Consider the following 19191-nt stretch of genomic DNA (forward strand, 5'->3'; position numbering starts at 1 on the left):
AGAACTAAATAAAACTAATGTCAAGATCAAAAAAATCAATTAAAAATTTAGCGACTCCGTCTTCATCATTGCTGAATTTTGTAATCTCGTTATTTGGTAAATTAGTCCTCACAAATTCGTTAGCATTCTTCATTACAATCCCCCTTCCAACATTTTTTAACATTTCGTAGTCATTCCCGTTATCTCCAAACGCTAAAATATCCTCAATATCAACACGTTCAAATGAAGCAATATTTTTAACAGCATTATACTTATTAGCGTTAACATTTGTAATTTCTAAAAGATCCCGAGCAGAATAAAATACATGCACATCCTTAAACTTTTTCTCTCTTATTGTATTCCCAAAATTTTCAAGAGCAACAAAGTCTTGAGAAAAATAAACTATTTTAGAAAAAGAGTCCACTTGGAGAGAAAATAAATCAGTAATAACAGGCCTTACCCCTAAATTACTAATGAAATAATTCATAATTGGACTCCTAATTGCTCTATCAGAATACCAATCGCTTGAAGTATAAAGATTAATATCAATTTCTCCCCTCTCAAGTTTAAGAATTTCTCTTACTAGACTATATTCCATCTTGTATCTCAAGATTAAATTGTTTTGCAAAAATACTTCAGCTCCGTTGGCTGTTACCATATACTCCTTTTCAATATCAATTTCTTTAAGTTGCACCATAACATCCTTAAGCTCATCTAATCTCCTACCGGTAGCAATAATTATACGAAAATCATTCCTCAATTTTGAAAGAACTTTAAGAGTCAGTGGAGTAACCCTGTGATCGTTATTAAGTAAAGTTCCATCAAGATCAAAGACTAGCATCTTATATTTTCGATAATTAGAATTCATGTATAAATCTCTCTTTGAGGTACATAATATCACACTTATTATCAACTACGGACCATAACCATAATTTAGCTTGAATTAAATTGATAAAAAAAATACAATTGTAGTATCAAAGATTACAAAAAGAGAGTCAAGTATAAGCTTAATGAATGATCAAATTTCGACTTTATTTTCAGCGGAAGGAATAGAAATCAGAATTAAAGAGTTGGCTCAAGAGATTAGGGATTACTACAAGGACAAGAATAATGTAGTTTTTATATCTCTCCTTAAAGGCTCATTCATATTTTTTGCAGATATTACAAGAGAAATTGGACTTAATGTAAAAATAGATTTTCTACAAGCTTCAAGTTATGGAACTAATGCTCACTCTTCACTAAAAGTGACAATAAAGAAAGATATCGACATTGACATAGAAAATTGCTACGTAATACTTTTTGACGACATTGTGGATACCGGATTAACCTATAAAAAAATTATTGAACATTTAAAAACGAAAAATCCTAAAGAGATTAAAACTTGTGCTCTTTTCAATAAACCGTCTAAAAGATTAACAGAATTACACATAGACTATGTGGGCTTTGAAATTGATAATCATTTCATAGTTGGGTATGGCATTGATTTTAATGAAAAACACAGAACCTCAAAGGATGTATCAAAAATAAACAAATAGGAGACAAAGATGTCAGTTTATGCGGTCATTGGTACCCAATGGGGAGATGAAGGAAAGGGAAAGATTATAGATTTTCTCTCGGCAAAGGCAGACTACGTTGTAAGATTTAACGGAGGTAGTAATGCTGGTCATACAATCGTTGCTAATAATAAAAAATTCATTTTTCATCTGTTACCCTCAGGAGCTTTACAGGGATCAAATTGCATAATTGGATCTGGAGTCGTAATTGATCTGAGAATTTTAATCGAAGAGATTGAAATCCTCAAACAAAACAACATTAAAACAAAAATACTAATCAGCGATAAAGCCCACATAATAATGCCCTATCACATTAAACTTGACGAACTTAGTGAACAGATAAAGGGTCGTGACAAAATCGGAACTACTAGGAAGGGGATTGGACCCTGTTATGCCGATAAAATAAATAGAACAGGCATAAGAGCTGTCGATCTACTTAATATGGAAATTTTTAAGAAAAAACTAAAAGTAAATCTAGATGAAAAAAACAAAATTATAGAAAAGATATACGGCAAAGAACCTTTCGATTACGTTGATATCTTAAGTGACTACAGGAAATATATAGCAATTCTTCAACCTATAATCACAAACACAGAGGAAATATTAAAAGAAGCTTTCATCTCTAAAAAGAATATATTAATAGAAGGAGCGCAGGGCACAATGCTTGATATTGAAAATGGAACATTTCCATTTGTAACATCAAGTAGTACGTTAATCATAGCAGCTGTGGGATGTGGCATCCCTGTTTCAGGAATAAAACAAAAAATTGGAATAGTAAAAGCTTTCTCTTCAAGAGTTGGGGAAGGTCCATTTGTGAGCGAAATTTCTGTTATTGGAGACAAGATTAGGGAAAAGGGAAAAGAATATGGGGCAACCACAGGAAGACCCCGTCGGATTGGATGGCTTGACCTTTTAACTATCAAAAAAGCCGCTTACCTTAACGAATTAAACCATTTAGCTTTAACCAAACTGGATGTTCTAAATGGTATAGAAGAACTTAAAATTTGTGTGGCCTATGAATATCAAGGAAAAATATACGAATATGTACCTACTTCCTGTGAAATATTAAAGAAAGCCAAGCCTGTATACAAGAGTTTTAAGGGATTTGAGCAGGATATTAGTAATATAAATTGTTATGAAAATTTGCCACCTGAGGCTAAAGAATATATCGAATTCATTGAAAGAGAAGTTGGAGTTCAAATCTCAATTATTTCCCTTGGAGCAGAAAGAGAAAAAACCATTTTTAGGAATAAAGAATGGATAGATATGTAAACCCGTTAGAGTCAAGATATTCAAGCAAAGAAATGCTTTACATTTTTTCACCAAAATTCAAGTACACAACGTGGAGAAAGCTTTGGTATAACTTAGCCTTGACACAAAAAGAATTAGGGGTAGACATTAGCCAAGAACAACTAGATAAGCTATACAAAAATATTGAGAACATTGACTTTACTGTTGTAGAAAAATATGAAGAAAAATTTAAACATGAAGTTATGGCTCATCTCTATGCATATGCTGATTCAGCTGGAGAGGATGCTAAAAAAATTTTACATCTTGGTGTTACAAGTGCATTCTTAATGGACAATACGGATTTAGTTCAAACAAAAGAAGCATTATTGCTTCTTAAGAATCATTTAAAAAATGTCATTAAAACTTTAAATCATTTTTCAATAAAGCATAAAAATTTAACAACACTTGCCTATACACATTTACAAGAGGCTCAATTAACAACCCTTGGGAAAAGAAGCAGCTTGTGGCTTAAAAGTTTAATTTTTGATCTTAAAGAACTTGATTTTATTTTATCCAATCTGTGTTTCAGAGGAGTAAAGGGCGCTGTGGGGAATCAGAGTAGCTTTAAGGAATTGCTGTCTTCTAACTTTGAAAGGGTAAAAAATCTGGACATAAGTGTGGCTAAAAGAATGGGATTCGATAAAGTTTACAAAATAACTAGTCAAACTTACGATCGAAAAATTGATTCATCAACTTTAAACCTTCTAGGCAACCTGGCTCAAAGTGCACATAAAATCACTAACGATATTAGGTTCATGCAACACCTTAAGGAAATTGAAGAGCATTTTGAAAAAAAACAAATAGGTTCATCAGCAATGCCTTATAAAAGAAACCCTATCCATAGCGAAAGGGTAGCCTCTCTTGCCAAGTTTATAATGAGCCTACAAACAAGTGGCGGGTTTATAGTCGCAACGCAATGGCTTGAGCGGACGCTAGACGATTCGGCTTGCAAGAGACTAAATATTCCTCAAGCATTCCTAGCTGCAGATGCCATTTTGATATTACTTGATAAAATATTTAACAATATTAGAGTAAACGACAAAATAATTGAACAACATGTAAAAGTGGAAATGCCATTTATCTTAACAGAAGACATATTAATGAAAGCAACTAAAAATGGCGGTGACAGACAGGTATTGCATGAAAAACTCAGAACTTATTCCATGCAAGTACGGGAGAATATATATTTAGGAAAAAATGAAAATGACCTAATTAAGTTAATTCTTAAAGATGAAAGTTTTAGGCTAACGCCTGAGGATATGGATGAAATCTTAAATTCAAATCAAAATGCAGGATTTGCGTCCTCTCAAGTTGAAGATTTTCTTCAAGAAGTAGTAACTCCCATTCTTGAAGAAAAATAAGTAATATTTATGAACAGATTTACTCTCCTTTATACAAAATTCCTGAAGCTTAGTGTGTGCTTCTAAGCCGAATTTGTTCCCTTTGGACTCACAAACTTTTAAAATCTGTATCCTTCTCATCATGTGAATGCCAAGTTTTTCTATCACCTGCCTTCAATAATTCTCCTTCTTCTATTTCCTTATCAAAATCAAAAATAACTAAATACTACCTAAATAGAAAAATAAAACTCATATTGACAAACAAAATAAAGTTCAATAAAATCCTAAGAGGTAAGTATATCCCGGGGACCATAGCTCAGGTGGTTAGAGCGCAGGTCTGATAAACCTGAGGTCGGATGTTCAACTCATCCTGGTCCCATTTTTTTGATTTAGTAAAAAAAGCAAGCATAGAGCTTGCTTTTTTTACTTCAATTCTGGCCAGTAATCCCCATTGACTTTAATGAGATCATCAAGAATTTTCTTGGCAACACTTGCACTTGGCACCATCTTAGACATAGTCAAAGCTTGCCACAACTTTAAATATGATTTCTCCACCCAAGCTTCAACCGTAAGTTTTTCGACAGATACTTGTTGTTCCATAAGCCCCTTTTGAAACTGAGGAATTCTTCCCATACATATACGCTCAGGTCCATTAGAACCAACGATACAAGGAACTTCCACCATAGCAGTAGGATCAAAATTTTCAACAGCTCCATTATTTTCAACAATCAAAAGCATTCTTTCACCTGTATTAAAAGCTATTGCTCGGGCGAGATCAACGATGTAAGATGCATGCTCATCTATCTCAATAGTAGTACCTACAGCAGTATTATTTTCAGCTATCCTCTTACATTCTCCAAAAACTTTAGCTTCTCTACCCTCCTTGACCTCTTTAACTCTTGTTTTAGTAGGATCAGTGTGCGTAAGCTCATAGTCGCTATACAAATAATATTTCAAATAAGTATTCGGCAAAGTACTTGGATCAAGGGCAGCCACATCTTTTACTTTGCTAAATGTCGAAGTCCAACTTGCATCAATGTGCTGGCCTGTCTCAGCTTCTCTTCCTGAAAGATACCCGTGTTCTTTTACATGTTCTATTAACTTTGGCATCAAATCATCGCCGTTTACATGCCTAACTTCAGTCCACCAACCAAAATGATTAAGGCCATAGTATCTTACAATCAATTCTTTTCTGGATTTTAATCTTAAAATATCAACAAATCTATTCTCTATTCCAACTGGCATATCACAAATATTTAATATCCTAGATTTAGGACGAAGGCATCTTGTGGCCTCCGCAACAATTGCAGCAGGATTGGAGTAATTCAGCATCCAAGCATGAGGTGAATATTTTTCCATGTAATCAACAAGTTCAATAACTCCTCCAATTGAACGCATACCATAAGCAATACCACCAGGTCCGCATGTTTCTTGTCCAACAACCCCATACTTAAGAGGGATTGTCTCATCAAGCTCTCTCATCTCATATTTACCAACTCGAATATGCGCCATTACAAAATCGACATCACTAAAAGCTTCTCTTGGATCCGTGGCGTAAGAAAACTTTACATCGGGATATCTCTCCCTAATTAGTATCTTGCAAGCTTTTCCAACAATATCTTGGCGCTCACTATCAATATCATAAAGCTTAATATGCCCAATGGGAAACTCATCAAGATGATCAAGCAACATCAACACTATACCCGGAGTAAAGGTACTTCCCCCTCCAGCAATCACAATATTAAATTTTTTCTTCATACTTCCTCCTCTTTACTGTTAAGAATAGATTCTATCTCCTCTCTTAATATTGGAACATCGAGCCCAATGACAATTTGAAAATAATTGCCTGTCTTAAATATCCCCTTAACACCATGTTTTTTAAAGCTCTCATCAGGATGTACTTTATTGACATCTTTAACAGTAATTCTAAGTCTTGTGGCACAGTTGCTAACATCTTCAATATTGGATTTCCCTCCCAACATATGAATTATGCTTAAAGATTGGTGCCTGCGTTGATCTCCGATATAATCCCTTTTAGTATGTAACTTAACAGGAGTATCATCTTCCCATCTACCAGGGGTCTTGAAATTAAACTTAAATATTAAGTACTTAAATGAAAAGAAATAAATGGCTGTAAAAATGCTACCAATAATAATCTGTGCTACGTAGGGTTGGGGGTGATTCTTCCACATGGGAATCCAATTCAACAATGCAAAATCAATTACCCCAGTCCCCATGTTCCCTACAAGACCAAACGAATACATAAGGGCAGACATGCATCCTGCAAGAACAGAATGCAGAACAAACAGTGCGGGAGCAACAAAAAGGAATGTAAACTCAATTGGTTCCGTTATTCCATTAATCATTGAAGTGAGAGCTGCGGGAACTAGCAAACCCTTTAAAGCCTTTCTCTTATCTTCTTTAGCGGTGTAATACATAGCTAAAGAAAGTCCAAGCACACCAAACACCTTAGAATTTCCATGGAGGGCAAACCCACCACCTGGAAATAATTCTTTAAGAGGGATAGTACTTTGAGAAAATTCTTGAATATGTTCGGCCCAATACTTTAAAATTCCGTCATCAACAACAGCTGGTCCAAATATAAACGGTTGATAAATGAAGTGATGAAATCCAAAGGGAATCAAAACTCTCTCTAGGAATGTATAAAGCCATACCCCAAAAGCTCCTGAATAGGCCATTATTCCCTGCAAACCTGCAATTCCCATTTGTATTCTAGGCCATATAATACAAAAAACTAACGCTAGGGGTAACATTATTAAAAAGCTTAAAGCTACTATGTAATTACTACCTGAGAAAATTTGGAAATAAGGAGAAAATTTGACATCAAAATACCTATTATGTAAATAGATAATAATACATGAAACCGTAATTGCCCCAAATATACTAGTATCAAGTGTTTTGATATTAGCTAGCATAGTAAGTCCACTAGTCCCTCCTGGAGCCATAGAATAGTCAACGCCAAAAGTTTGACCATAAAGTCTTAAAATAGCCGCAATGAAATAATTAAAAAGCAAAAATGCAAGAAAAGATTCAATACAAGCTCTAGCGGATGCTTTCTTTGCTAAGCTTATCGGCAAAGCAGCGGCAAAAAGCAAAGGCATTTGTCTAAAAATTGTCCAACCACCTTCTCCGACCATCCACCAAAAATCTCTCCAAACTCCAGGACTTGCTCCAACCAAGAATACAGATGATACTCCTACTACCAACCCAAATAAAGCAAAAAACAAAGCAGGAATAACCATTGCACTTCCAAACTTTTGCATTGTTTGTACCATAAACGAAACTCCTATTTATTGAATAACAACAATTACCATAAAAAGTCACAATAAATTTAATACCTTTATTCTAGTATAAGTTATTTAATAAGATTAAATAACTTATACTAGAATAAAGGTATTCTTTGTTTTTGTCAACAACAAATAAAAACGGCCCAAACTAAAAGGGACCCCCCTCTGAAAGGGTCCACTTTTGATTTACAAACAGACCTACCAACCAAATCTATGAGTTCAATACCGTGAAATCAACCCCCACCTTTAACAAAAATGGAGGTTAAGGGACTCGAACCCTTGACCCTCGGCTTGCAAAGCCGATGCTCTAGCCAACTGAGCTAAACCCCCGAAAAAAGTCCCCAAAAAGACAAAGGAAGAGTTAAATCAATACCTACTTTACTTAATTAAATTCTTTCTCTTAGAAAGGAGGTGATCCAGCCGCACTTTCCAGTACGGCTACCTTGTTACGACTTCACCCCCCTCACTAAACATACCTTAGATACCTTCCTCCCTCACGGGTTAGAACAATAGCTTCGGGTATCCTCAACTCGGGTGGTGTGACGGGCGGTGTGTACAAGGCCCGAGAACGTATTCACCGTATCATTCTGATATACGATTACTAGCGATTCCAACTTCATGAAGTCGAGTTGCAGACTTCAATCTGGACTGAGACCTGCTTTATGCGTTTTGCTTCACATCACTGCTTCGCATCGCTTTGTACAGGCCATTGTAGCACGTGTGTAGCCCAGGACATAAGGGCCATGATGATTTGACGTCATCCTCACCTTCCTCCGGCTTATCACCGGCAGTCTCGTCTGAGTCCCCATCTTTACATGCTGGTAACAGACAATAAGGGTTGCGCTCGTTGCGGGACTTAACCCAACACCTCACAGCACGAGCTGACGACAACCATGCAGCACCTGTATATAGACCCCAAACGGGGACTAGTTATCTCTAACCATATCCTATATATGTCAAGCCCTGGTAAGGTTCCTCGCGTATCATCGAATTAAACCACATGCTCCACCGCTTGTGCGGGCCCCCGTCAATTCCTTTGAGTTTCACTCTTGCGAGCATACTCCCCAGGCGGCACACTTAACACGTTAGCTTCGGTACCAACCTTTCGGTTAACACCAAGTGTGCATCGTTTACAGCGTAGACTACCAGGGTATCTAATCCTGTTTGCTCCCTACGCTTTCGTGACTCAGCGTCAGTCTTGACCCAGAAGTTCGCCTTCGCCTCTGGTATTCTTCCTGATATCAACAGATTCCACCCTTACACCAGGAATTCTAACTTCCCCTATCAGACTCAAGATACACAGTTTCTAGCATAGCTCCACAGTTGAGCCGTGGTATTTTACGCATAGACTTGCATATCCGCCTACTCACCCTTTACGCCCAATAATCCCGAACAACGCTCGCCCCTTACGTATTACCGCGGCTGCTGGCACGTAATTAGCCGGGGCTTATTCCTAAATTAACGTCATCTCTTTGTCATTTCCTACAAAGATTATTCCTCATTTATAAAAGAATTTTACAATCTTTCGACCTTCATCATTCACGCAGTGTCGCTCCGTCAGGCTTTCGCCCATTGCGGAAGATTCTTAGCTGCTGCCTCCCGTAGGAGTCTGGACCGTATCTCAGTTCCAGTGTGACCGTTCACCCTCTCAGGCCGGTTACTTATCATAGCCTTGGTAGGCCTTTACCCCACCAACTAGCTAATAAGACGCAGACTCATCTACAAGCGAAGCTTTAAAGGCTTCCTTTCATCAATCGACAGCTCGACTGACCTTATTCGGTATTAGCTACTATTTCTAATAGTTATCCCCATCTCATAGGTAGATTATCTACGCGTTACTCACCCGTTCGCCACTGAATGTATTGCTACATCCCGTCTGACTTGCATGCTTAAGACGCACTGCCAGCGTTAGTTCTAAGCCAGGATCAAACTCTTCGTTATTTTTATTTTCTTACTTCAAAATCAACAGGTTATCATATTTGGCTTTTAAACCTTACTTAACTCTTCCCTTCTCTTTTCTTCCAATTCTCAATTTCAACTCTTACTACTCTATAATATATCATTAATATTTGTCAATACTTTTCTATAGTATATCATTAATATTTGTCAATACTTTAAATTTATTTTTTCATTTCAATATTTCTAAACACACCGTCCTCGCCCTTCTCTTCTTTACTATTTCTTACTAATCTCTTAACAACATCTAGAACTCTACCTATACCTTCATATCCATCATAATAACTTCCTCTTATATTTGCACCCAAGACAATCTTAAATCCCGCCTTACGTGCCGCTATCACCTTGCTTTCAACATTAGAGGATGTTTTAATTTCTCCTGAAAGCGAAATTTCACCCGTAAAAATCAAATCTTGACTCACAACAAGGTCCATCTTGGCTGAAAATAATGCAACCAAAATAGCAAGTTCAATCTCTATATCATCAATTCTAAATCCACCAGAAACATTGACATACACATCATCGTTATTAAAATTAAGATTCAAATATTTACTAAGCACTGCTAGGATTCTCGATATTTTCTTAGAATCTATCTTTTCTGAAAAGATCCTAGAAATGTTCATACCTGTCTTTATTATTAAAGCTTGTATCTCAACGAATAAAACCCTACTACCCCTATTCACAATTCCAATGGCAATTCCCGAAGATACTTTTTCCTTTTTTTCCAAAAAAATAGAAGAAAGGTCCTTGATTTCCATAAGACCTAAATTTGTCATCTCGAAAACACCTATCTCACTCACAGAACCAAACCTATTTTTAGATGCCCTAAGCATACGCAAAGATTTTTCTGCCTCTTCAAAATAAAAAACGGCATCTACCACATGTTCTATTATTTTTGGGCCCGCCAACATGCCGTCTTTTGTAATATGACCCACTAAAAATAAAGTTATATTCTTTCCTTTTACCCATTCTACAAGCTTGTAAACGCAATGCTTTAACTGAGATACTCCTCCAAGTCCACCTTGAGCTTCTTTTGAATGTAAAGTTTGAATGGAATCAACAACAATAAAGTCAACTTTAATAGATTCAACCATTTCAATTAAAGAATCAATATCTACTTCATTAGTTATCAATATATCAATAGCAAGGTTAAGCCTGTTTGACCTTAATTTGATTTGCGGAATTGACTCTTCTCCCGCAAGATAAAGCACACTCTTACCAGACAGAGATACAACATTAGCAATCTGAAGCAAAAAAGTTGATTTCCCAATCCCAGGCTCCCCTGATATTAAAATTACGCTACCTAGCACAACTCCAGAACCAAGAACTCTGTCAAACTCTTCAATACCTGTTATCTGCCTAACATTATCAACCTGTTTGAAATCCTTTAAAGAATAAATTTCATTCTTTTTACTGCTATTTGGGGTCTTTCCATGGCCAACCTTATGCTCAGTATAAGATTCTAAGCTATCCCAACTAAAACACTCAGGGCATTTACCCAACCATTTTAGAGATTTATACCCACAATGCAAACACTTATAAGCTTCCCTTTCTTTATTTTTTCCCATAATACAACTTCCCACAATACAGATAATTAAACAAAAAGATTTAAGATAATTTAACCCTTACCCTTCCTGCTTACCAAAACTGTGAATTCTCCCTTGTCTTTCTTATTTTCTTCAAAATATTTCTTCAATTCCAAAGGTTTTCCTACCCTGTATTCCTCATATACCTTTGTCATCTCTCGTCCAACAAGAATATTAGCATCCAAATCTACTAAAGAAAGCTCAAATAACAATTTCAAAATTCTATGACTGGATTCAAGAATCACGAATGCATCTCCTCTACTGTAAAGTTCTTCTATCCTTTTAATCCTCTTAACTCCCTTATTTGGCAAAAACCCTTCAAACACTATCACCTTATCCCTGAAGGGATTTACACTAGTGATTGTACTAAAGGAACTAACGCCTGGTATAGGGCAAACTTCGTGCCCATTTTTAAGTGCCACATCTACAAGCAATCCACCAGGATCGCTCAAACAAGGCGTACCTGCGTCGCTAACAAATGCTACACTCTTTTCACTAGATAAATATTGCAACAACAATTTTATTCTCTTATTTTCTGTTGCCGCATTACAAGAAATTAACTTTTTAACAATACCATAACGAGATAAAAGCCTTCTAGTAATTCTTGTATCCTCAGCAAATATAGCATCTACTAATTTTAAAATATCAATCGCACGATACGTAATATCTCCTAAATTACCTATAGGTGTACCAACAACATAAAACACATAATCTCCTTCACATTAAAATTGAAAACATAAACACCAAATCACATAAAAATGATACTTAACATTCTAAGTCACATCAATTTTTCAAATACACCTTACAATCAAAGAAGCATTGTACATCAACTAACAAACTCAAAACACTTAATAATTTGTAAAACGTTCAAACGTCATATAGCATGAGAAAATATTTATTTTATGATATATTTATGTTACTGGGTGTTATTTACTACAGTTGAAAGGTGGTAAGTTTTATGTTTAAGCTCATCAGGAAAGTGTTTATAGTTTATTTTCTATGTGTTACGTTGGCTGGTCTTGTTATGGTTTTTTTTGACAGCAAATTTTCGGAAAGGGAAAATGTTGGAAATGGAAAGGAGGGGCGTATTATTAAACATAGGGTCGAACCTACCCTACTCGTATTCACCTCTTCAATTGGAGGCTTTTTGGGAGTGTATGCTGGAATATGGATCTTTGATTACGGGGAGAGGGACTTTTATTTAAACTGGGGAAATTTGATCGTACTGATATACAACATAGGACTGGTCCTTTCTGTGTATTCTAAATCGACCAACAGGTAGTGAATTAAAAGTTGTTCATAATAATGCCACTCTTTATCATGTATTTGTAAACTTCTTCTGGGTTTTCCAAGCTCTCTATCAGATTCTCAGCCTTGTCGTTTATTCTTTCTACCAGCTTCTTAAAAGTCACCCTTATTCCTCTACTTTCCAAGAAGTCCTTCGCTGGTTGGGAGATGACCCCAGCCTGAACATTCTGAAGCCCAATGTTGTATATTATAATGGCCGCGGCTTTACCCACAACCTTATCATAAATTTCTAACCCTTCTTTATTTTGAATATACTTGTTAATAAAATTATCAACTTCCAAAAGGGGCTTCAAACCTCTTTCCATATTAGAATAAAGTATCCTATGATCCTTAAACAACCTTAACGTAGGATTCAATCCTGATATCATTACAGACCCCTCAAAAATTGCTCACTTACTAAAAACAGCCACTACTAATGATATACATAAATTAAAAATACTTCAACATAAAAAAAGATGATATATTATTGAATTGCATGTTACTAATTCCTGAAGAAAGTGTCCATTCAAAAATTGAAATCAAAAAATCCATTTTCTTATCATATATTTTTCACGTAGAGAAAAAAGAGAAAATAAATAAAATACTGAAGGAATATAAATTGAAATTTAAAAATGCATCACACGTCGTATATGGATTTAAAATTGGCACCTCGGTCTCATTTACAAATGGAATGAATGACGATAAAGAACCTCATTTAACAGCAGGAAAACCTACGCTAGATGCAATATTGAAGAACAATCTAACAGACACCTTAATAATTACGGTACGCTATTTTGGAGGAACTTTGCTTGGAAAAGGAGGACTAATTAAAGCATATTCCAAGGCAGCAGAAGAGATAATCAGCAAATCGAAGCTGAAAGAAAAAGAAGAGATAGAAACATTAACTTTAAATTTAAACTACAATCAATATAATCTACTTATGAGAACAAAAAACAAGTTAGGAATCAAAATTACAGATGCAAGTTTTTTAGAAAAAATAAACACAACAATCACATTCAACACAAGGGACAAAGCAAACATATTACTATTTTTACAAGAAAATTTCTTAATTTAGTAGATTTCAAGTGTATTTGTTTTATCACATTAACACAATCTTGTATACTGGTCGTATTTTTACTATTGTTGTTCTACTTTTCGACATTTATGTTCTACAAAGGAGTATCGTCGTGGTACTTACGACAATAGAAAATTTATGAAAGTGGTATCTGTTATTAACCAAAAAGGATGGGTTGGCAAAATGACTAGTGCTATAAACATCACTCACTCGATGGCAATTCTTGGTAAAAAAACTCTTCTAGTAGATATTGATCCCCAGGGAAATGCTAGTCGCAGAACAAATGTTTTAAAAGAGGGAGTTAATACCTCAAATTCAAACTATGAACTTATTTATAAAGAGTAAAAAATTGAACATATTAAAGTTTTCAATTTAGACATGATTCCGTCAAGTCTTAAATTAGCGTTACTTGAGAAAAAACTAATAAATGAAATTGCAAGAGAAAGTTTTTTAAACACCAAAATAAGAAAAATATAAGTATCTCCAAATCACAAGAAGAAAAAATACCAGTACATATGCACAATAAAACAAGCAATGCAACTAGAGACTTTTTAGATCTTACAAAAGAAATAATTTGCAGGATTAAAGGATCAAAATTTCAGATAATCTAGACACGATAATGGCTCTAATGGGTAAAAAATTAGAAAACAATGAAAAAATGAAGACGCCTTGGCAAAGCAAGAGTTAATTATCATTAAGAATAAAAATTTTGAGTACGAAAAATTGGACAAAGAAATATCCAAATTTTTGCGGATGAAGCAGCATGAAATTTTTAACATCTTTAATAATGCATATACAGAAATTGGAAGAATATTAAAAGATGCTCAAGAAAAGCTACGCAGATGCAACCAACACGACGGACTTTTTTATAAATGATTTACCAGTATGGGATTTAAAAAGGACAAAGTTTACTCGTTAATATAAGGTTTACTCGTTAATATCAAGATACGAGTTGCTTGTCGCATATTCCGATAAGCAACTCGTAATAAAAAACTTGCCGTTATCGATCTCATATGAAATTTCAAAAAAATCATGTCTTTTAATTTAAAAACAGATGTTCTTAATGGAAAAATAAAGTCTCTAAAAGAATTTAAATTACTCTATGAAAAAGGATAAAAATTATGAAAAAAATCCCGAAATAAAACTCAACAGACCTCCTGCTAAATTATGAAAACAACAGAGCGGTTACTACAAGAATTAAAAGATATTAAAAACACAAACCAGGCTCAATCAGACACAGAGAAGAACTTCTATTTGCGCTGAAAAAAATACAAAAAAATATAGACTACGCAGAGCAACTCACCTCCAGTTCCAAAAGAAACCACGTCTTTCGGAACTAAAAGCATAAAAAACTCCACTTTCATCCTACTGCATAAAATTCAATCAGACAGGCAAAAAAGAATGCTCCACTAGAACATTCTAAATGTACAGTTTACTAATTTATCATTTAATAAACTTGGAAACAGACACTAACTTATCCCCATCAAGGGACAACACCTGAATTCCTCTAGCGTCTTTACCCTGCTCAGATACTTTATCTGCTAATGTCCTTAGCACCTTCGCGCTCTTACTTATAAGTAATATTTCATCTTCCTGTGTGACTGTAATAGCATCAACAACTTCACCCGCCTTTTCATCTGATTTTTTATAGCTAGTATAGCCTGTAGCCCCTCTCTTAAGTTCGGTCAATTTAGATACATCTAATCTCTTACCATACCCATTTTCAGAAACAATTAAAAGATGAGATTTTTGTCTAACAGCTAAAGCCTTAAGGCAAATATCGCCATCTTTAACTTTCATACCAGACACGCCCTGGGTTCCTCTGTGTGTAAGCCTGATATCATTTGAATTAAATATAAAAGAATTTCCTTTCTTAGAAATACAAACAATCTTATCGTCTCTAGAAACAACCTCAGCGCTTGTAACAAAATCTTTATCAACAAGCCTAATGACAATCACTCCCCTTGTCTTAACTGTTTTAAGCCCTTCCATCTCAATGCGAGCCACCTTTCCGCTAGCAGTTGTTATTAACAAATAATTATTTTCTGTTAACTCGCTGCAGTTCTTAATAGTCAATATCTCTTCTGTCTCTCCCAAATTAACAAACTCACGTATATTCTGTCCCTTTGAAGACCTAGAAGTATCCTTAATCTCATATGCATTAATTACATAAAGCTTTCCCTCATTTGAAATCATAAACAAAAAGTCATGCGTGCTTGCGCATAAAGAAACACTAACCTGGTCGCCTTCTTGCATCTCAAAAGAGCTCAAACCTTTACCGCCTATACCCTGGAGTTTATATTCATCCTGCAAGATTCTCTTAATAAAGCCTCTCTTCGTAAGAATGACAACAACATTTTCTCTCTGCATTAAATCTGCCATACTAGTTTTTAAAACCTCCTCGTCATAAATTATTTTTGTTCGGCGCTCATCACCAAACTTTAAACTCAAATTAATAATCTCTTCCCTTATAATACCAACAATCCTTGCCGGATTTAAAAGAATGTCTTCATAATCTCTTATTAAAGACAAAACAAGTTTAAGCTCTTCCTCAATCCTCTCTATTTCAAGGGACGTTAACTTTTGCAACTTCATGTCAAGAATAGCATTAGACTGAATTTCTGATAAGCTAAACTCCTTAACTATTCGCTCCCTAGCCTCCTTTACAACTCTAGAAAACTTTATTATTTCTATTACTTTATCGATATTTCTTAAGGCTACACTCAATCCCTCCAGTATATGCGCCTTTTCCTTTGCTTTCTTTAATTCAAATTCTGTTCGTCTTTTAACAATTTCCTTTCTATGGCTAATAAATTCAGATAAAAGTCCCTCTAAATTTAATTGCTTTGGCATTCCATCAACAAGAGCCAAGTTATTTATGCTAAAATTTTTCTTAAGTTCAGTATACTCGTAAAGCAAGTTCATGACAACATGAGGATCAAATCCTTTCCTAATTTCAAGTACAACCCTAATTCCATCGCGATCTGATTCATCCCTTATATCAGATAATCCTTCCAATTTTTCTTCTTTTGCAAGCAATGCAATTTTCATAAGCAAGGAAGATTTATTAACGGCATAAGGTATTTCCGTTACTACAATAAAAGCAAGCTCTTCTGCTTTTTGTTCGATATGATACCTGGCCCTAATAACAACACTACCCTTACCTGTCGTATAAGCTTTAACCAAACTATCGCTATATATAATTTCAGCAGAAGTTGGAAAGTCTGGTCCCTTAACTATTTTAATCAAATCATAAACAGAGACACAATCATTATCCAACATATAAACCAAAGCATCACAGATCTCGCCCAGATTATGCGGAGCCATATTCGTTGCCATTCCAACAGCAATACCACTAGACCCATTTACCAATAGAAACGGAAACGCAGCAGGCAAAACCTCAGGCTCATTTAAAGAATCGTCATAGTTAGGTTTAAAATCAACAGTTTGCTTATCTATATCCCTAACAAGTTCCTCTGCTATCTTTGCCATCCGTGCTTCAGTATATCGCATAGCAGCAGGAGGATCACCATCAACAGAACCAAAATTACCCTGTCCACTTATCACAGGGTATCTTAGAGAAAATCCCTGTGCAAGCCTTACAAGTGCCTCATAAATCGATTGATCACCATGAGGATGATACTTCCCAAGAACATCACCAACTATTCTTCCTGCCTTTTTAAATGACTTATCCGACCTAAGTCCCATCTCATGCATTGAATAAAGGATTCTTCTGTGCACAGGCTTAAGTCCATCCCTTACATCAGGAAGAGCTCTTGAAACAATTACAGACATCGCATAATTTAAATAAGAAGTCCTAACCTCATCCTCTATTTTAATATTTAATATTTGTTCAACATTTTCTTCGGTTGGCATTACTGCTCCAATTACACATCAAGATTTACTACATCGAGCGCATTCTGCTCAATAAACTCTCTCCTAGGCTCAACATCATCTCCCATAAGAGTAACAAAAATCTTATCAGCTTGCTCGGCATCATCTATCCCTATTAATTTCATCTTCCTAGTTTCAGGGTTCATAGTAGTTTCCCAAAGTTGAGTGGGATTCATTTCTCCAAGCCCTTTGTATCTTTGAAGATTAACATTATCCCTCTTTGCGCTATCAATTGATCCTAAAAAAGAATCTTTTTCCAAATCATCATAAAAGTAATGCACCCTGTTTTCAAATTTAACCTTGTAAAGAGGCGGCATAGCTATATACACATGGCTATTTTCAACTAAAGACCTCATGTAACGAAAGAAGAAAGTAAGGAGTAAAGTTCTAATATGGGAACCATCAACATCAGCATCAGCCATGATAATAACCTTATGATAACGAAGTCTCTCAACGCAAAAGGTCTTCCCAACACCAGCACCAAGAGACGCAATTATCGGAATAAGTTTATCATTCGTAATCACCTTATCTTCTCTCGTTTTCTCAACATTAAGCATCTTCCCCCATAATGGTAAAATAGCTTGAAAAAATCTATCTCTTCCCATTTTTGCACTCCCCCCCGCAGAATCACCCTCTACAATATAAATTTCCCTCTCAACAGGATTTCTGGAAGAACAATCTGCTAACTTACCAGGTAATGCCAAACTCTCAAAAGTGCTCTTTTTCCTCTCAGATTCTCTTGCCTTCCTTGCCGCCTCGCGGGCACGCGCTGCTCTTATTGCTTTATCAAAAATAATCTCCATCTCTAGAGGATTATCACTAATAACCCCCAAAAGCCCATTTTGTACAATAGTCTCAACAATTTTTCTTACATAAGAATTCCCCAATTTTCCCTTAGTCTGTCCTTCAAATTGCGGTTCAGGTACCTTAATAGAAATCACCGCCGTCAACCCCTCTTTAAAATCATCCAATGTTAGAGCTGGAATATCTTTCTTACTTATTTTCATCCCCTTAAAAGCCTCATTCATCGCTTTAAAAAGACCACTCCTGAACCCAGCAACATGAGTCCCACCCTCCCTGGTGTTAATATTATTCACAAAAGATAAAATATTCTCAGAATACCCTTCCGTCCACTTAAGCCCAACATCAACAACAACCTCATCAAAAGTTCCTTCAATAAAATAGGGCTCGCTTTGAATATTTCTGCTATTATTTGTCAAATAATCTACAAAAGCTTTTATTCCACCTTCAAAATAAAATTCCTTAAATTTCTCCTCTCCCAATCTTCTGTCTTCAATTGAAATTCTTATTTTATCATTTAAGAACGCAAGCTCCTTAAGCCTCTTGGAAAGAATCTCGAAGCTGTATTCCAAAGTTTCAAAAACTTCGCAATCAGCCAAAAAAGTAACTTTAGTACCCCTAGAAAAACTTTCCCCAACAACCTCAACCTCAGATGTCGGAATCCCTCTTGAAAAAGTTTGCCTAAAAACCTTACCATCTCTGTGAACAAAAACCTCTAAAAAGGACGACAAAGCATTAACAACAGAAATACCAACACCATGCAGCCCCCCAGAAACCTTATAAGTACCTTTATTAAACTTTCCCCCAGAGTGTAGCCTAGTTAAAACAAGCTCAAGAGCACTAATCCCTTCTTCTTCATGAATATCAGTAGGTATCCCTCTCCCGTTATCATTTACTGTTATGGAACTGTCTGAATTGATAACAACCTCTATCTTATTACAAAACCCAGCTAAAGCTTCGTCAATACTATTGTCAACTACCTCATAAACCAAGTGATGCAGTCCATTAATTGAAACAGATCCAATATACATACCGGGTCTCTTTCTAACAGCTTCAAGCCCCTTTAAAACTTGAATATCACTAGCAACGTAACTCATACACCTTCCACATAATTAACAACGA

General features: G+C 35.5%; 13 protein-coding genes, 2 tRNA genes, 1 rRNA gene and 2 pseudogenes. 8 read left to right on the forward strand and 10 right to left on the reverse strand.

Annotated elements, in window-relative coordinates; translation table 11 throughout:
* Positions 1 to 4: 4 nt before the first annotated feature.
* On the reverse strand, positions 5 to 847 hold the full coding sequence (locus QYZ68_RS02125; protein ID WP_301383937.1) for a Cof-type HAD-IIB family hydrolase: 843 nt from the start codon (positions 845 to 847) through the stop codon (positions 5 to 7).
* A gap of 142 nt (positions 848 to 989) precedes the next feature.
* On the opposite strand from QYZ68_RS02125, the gene hpt reads away from it, so the two are divergent.
* The 4 genes from hpt (at position 990) to QYZ68_RS02145 (ending at position 4541) form a co-directional block, all read left to right on the forward strand.
* On the forward strand, positions 990 to 1514 hold the full coding sequence (gene hpt / locus QYZ68_RS02130; protein ID WP_301383938.1) for a hypoxanthine phosphoribosyltransferase: 525 nt from the start codon (positions 990 to 992) through the stop codon (positions 1512 to 1514).
* Between the two features lie 9 nt (positions 1515 to 1523).
* The gene (locus QYZ68_RS02135) at positions 1524 to 2804 is read left to right on the forward strand and encodes an adenylosuccinate synthase (protein WP_301383939.1); all 1281 of its coding nucleotides are present in this window, start codon (positions 1524 to 1526) and stop codon (positions 2802 to 2804) included.
* Positions 2789 to 4183: an adenylosuccinate lyase gene (gene purB / locus QYZ68_RS02140; RefSeq protein ID WP_301383940.1), complete on the forward strand. Its 1395-nt coding sequence runs from the start codon at positions 2789 to 2791 to the stop codon at positions 4181 to 4183. The genes QYZ68_RS02135 and purB overlap by 16 nt, the downstream gene beginning before the upstream one ends.
* A gap of 284 nt (positions 4184 to 4467) precedes the next feature.
* Positions 4468 to 4541, forward strand: a tRNA-Ile gene (locus QYZ68_RS02145).
* A gap of 44 nt (positions 4542 to 4585) precedes the next feature.
* Here QYZ68_RS02145 and QYZ68_RS02150 read toward each other — a convergent pair.
* The 6 genes from QYZ68_RS02150 to rsmI form a co-directional block, all read right to left on the reverse strand.
* Positions 4586 to 5920: a 6-phospho-alpha-glucosidase gene (locus tag QYZ68_RS02150; RefSeq protein WP_301383941.1), complete on the reverse strand. Its 1335-nt coding sequence runs from the start codon at positions 5918 to 5920 to the stop codon at positions 4586 to 4588.
* Positions 5917 to 7458, reverse strand: a complete 1542-nt coding sequence (locus QYZ68_RS02155; protein ID WP_301383942.1) for an alpha-glucoside-specific PTS transporter subunit IIBC — start codon at positions 7456 to 7458, stop codon at positions 5917 to 5919. Before QYZ68_RS02155 ends, QYZ68_RS02150 begins: the two co-directional genes overlap by 4 nt.
* 268 nt (positions 7459 to 7726) lie before the next feature.
* Positions 7727 to 7800, reverse strand: a tRNA-Ala gene (locus QYZ68_RS02160).
* A gap of 74 nt (positions 7801 to 7874) precedes the next feature.
* Positions 7875 to 9411: ribosomal RNA gene (locus QYZ68_RS02165) — 16S ribosomal RNA — on the reverse strand.
* A 179-nt stretch (positions 9412 to 9590) separates the two neighbouring features.
* Complete coding sequence (gene radA, locus QYZ68_RS02170; RefSeq protein WP_301383943.1) at positions 9591 to 10994, reverse strand: DNA repair protein RadA; 1404 nt, start codon at positions 10992 to 10994, stop codon at positions 9591 to 9593.
* A 50-nt stretch (positions 10995 to 11044) separates the two neighbouring features.
* Entirely contained in the window at positions 11045 to 11719 is a 675-nt protein-coding gene (rsmI, locus tag QYZ68_RS02175) for a 16S rRNA (cytidine(1402)-2'-O)-methyltransferase (RefSeq protein ID WP_301383944.1), read from the reverse strand.
* A gap of 251 nt (positions 11720 to 11970) precedes the next feature.
* Here rsmI and QYZ68_RS02180 point away from each other — a divergent pair, with 251 nt between their 5' ends.
* A complete protein-coding gene (locus QYZ68_RS02180; RefSeq protein ID WP_301383945.1) occupies positions 11971 to 12294 on the forward strand; it encodes a hypothetical protein in 324 nt (107 codons plus the stop codon).
* Positions 12295 to 12298: 4 nt separating this feature from the next.
* Here QYZ68_RS02180 and QYZ68_RS02185 read toward each other — a convergent pair whose 3' ends face one another.
* Positions 12299 to 12688: a DUF1893 domain-containing protein gene (locus tag QYZ68_RS02185; RefSeq protein ID WP_182117313.1), complete on the reverse strand. Its 390-nt coding sequence runs from the start codon at positions 12686 to 12688 to the stop codon at positions 12299 to 12301.
* Between the two features lie 107 nt (positions 12689 to 12795).
* On the opposite strand from QYZ68_RS02185, the gene QYZ68_RS02190 reads away from it, so the two are divergent.
* The 3 genes and pseudogenes from QYZ68_RS02190 to QYZ68_RS05895 all read left to right on the forward strand — a co-directional run.
* Complete coding sequence (locus QYZ68_RS02190) at positions 12796 to 13374, forward strand: YigZ family protein (RefSeq protein ID WP_301383946.1); 579 nt, start codon at positions 12796 to 12798, stop codon at positions 13372 to 13374.
* Positions 13375 to 13512: 138 nt separating this feature from the next.
* Positions 13513 to 13985 (forward strand): annotated as a pseudogene (locus QYZ68_RS05890) (ParA family protein).
* Positions 13970 to 14484: pseudogene (locus QYZ68_RS05895) on the forward strand (hypothetical protein); the annotation flags it as partial. The pseudogenes QYZ68_RS05890 and QYZ68_RS05895, both read left to right, overlap by 16 nt.
* A gap of 333 nt (positions 14485 to 14817) precedes the next feature.
* Here QYZ68_RS05895 and gyrA read toward each other — a convergent pair.
* Both gyrA and gyrB read right to left on the reverse strand, forming a co-directional pair.
* Complete coding sequence (gyrA, locus tag QYZ68_RS02205) at positions 14818 to 17250, reverse strand: DNA topoisomerase (ATP-hydrolyzing) subunit A (RefSeq protein WP_301383949.1); 2433 nt, start codon at positions 17248 to 17250, stop codon at positions 14818 to 14820.
* A gap of 11 nt (positions 17251 to 17261) precedes the next feature.
* Positions 17262 to 19166 carry a DNA topoisomerase (ATP-hydrolyzing) subunit B gene (gene gyrB / locus QYZ68_RS02210; RefSeq protein ID WP_301383950.1) on the reverse strand — a complete coding sequence of 635 codons (1905 nt, stop codon included), beginning with the start codon at positions 19164 to 19166 and terminating at the stop codon, positions 17262 to 17264.
* Positions 19167 to 19191 lie beyond the last annotated feature (25 nt).

The organism is Borrelia sp. P9F1 (assembly GCF_030436115.1).
Taxonomy (GTDB): Bacteria; Spirochaetota; Spirochaetia; order Borreliales; family Borreliaceae; genus Borrelia.

What these genes read in the sequence shown, in the direction of transcription:
- radA (WP_301383943.1), bottom strand. Translation starts at nt 10,994, where the DNA reads ATGGGAAAAAATAAAGAAAGGGAAGCTTATAAGTGTTTGCATTGTGGG.
- QYZ68_RS02180 (WP_301383945.1), top strand. Translation starts at nt 11,971, where the DNA reads ATGTTTAAGCTCATCAGGAAAGTGTTTATAGTTTATTTTCTATGTGTT.
- purB (WP_301383940.1), top strand. Translation starts at nt 2,789, where the DNA reads ATGGATAGATATGTAAACCCGTTAGAGTCAAGATATTCAAGCAAAGAA.
- QYZ68_RS02155 (WP_301383942.1), bottom strand. Translation starts at nt 7,458, where the DNA reads ATGGTACAAACAATGCAAAAGTTTGGAAGTGCAATGGTTATTCCTGCT.
- QYZ68_RS02125 (WP_301383937.1), bottom strand. Translation starts at nt 847, where the DNA reads ATGAATTCTAATTATCGAAAATATAAGATGCTAGTCTTTGATCTTGAT.
- QYZ68_RS02135 (WP_301383939.1), top strand. Translation starts at nt 1,524, where the DNA reads ATGTCAGTTTATGCGGTCATTGGTACCCAATGGGGAGATGAAGGAAAG.
- gyrB (WP_301383950.1), bottom strand. Translation starts at nt 19,166, where the DNA reads ATGAGTTACGTTGCTAGTGATATTCAAGTTTTAAAGGGGCTTGAAGCT.
- gyrA (WP_301383949.1), bottom strand. Translation starts at nt 17,250, where the DNA reads ATGCCAACCGAAGAAAATGTTGAACAAATATTAAATATTAAAATAGAG.
- QYZ68_RS02190 (WP_301383946.1), top strand. Translation starts at nt 12,796, where the DNA reads ATGTTACTAATTCCTGAAGAAAGTGTCCATTCAAAAATTGAAATCAAA.
- QYZ68_RS02185 (WP_182117313.1), bottom strand. Translation starts at nt 12,688, where the DNA reads ATGATATCAGGATTGAATCCTACGTTAAGGTTGTTTAAGGATCATAGG.
- QYZ68_RS02150 (WP_301383941.1), bottom strand. Translation starts at nt 5,920, where the DNA reads ATGAAGAAAAAATTTAATATTGTGATTGCTGGAGGGGGAAGTACCTTT.
- hpt (WP_301383938.1), top strand. Translation starts at nt 990, where the DNA reads ATGAATGATCAAATTTCGACTTTATTTTCAGCGGAAGGAATAGAAATC.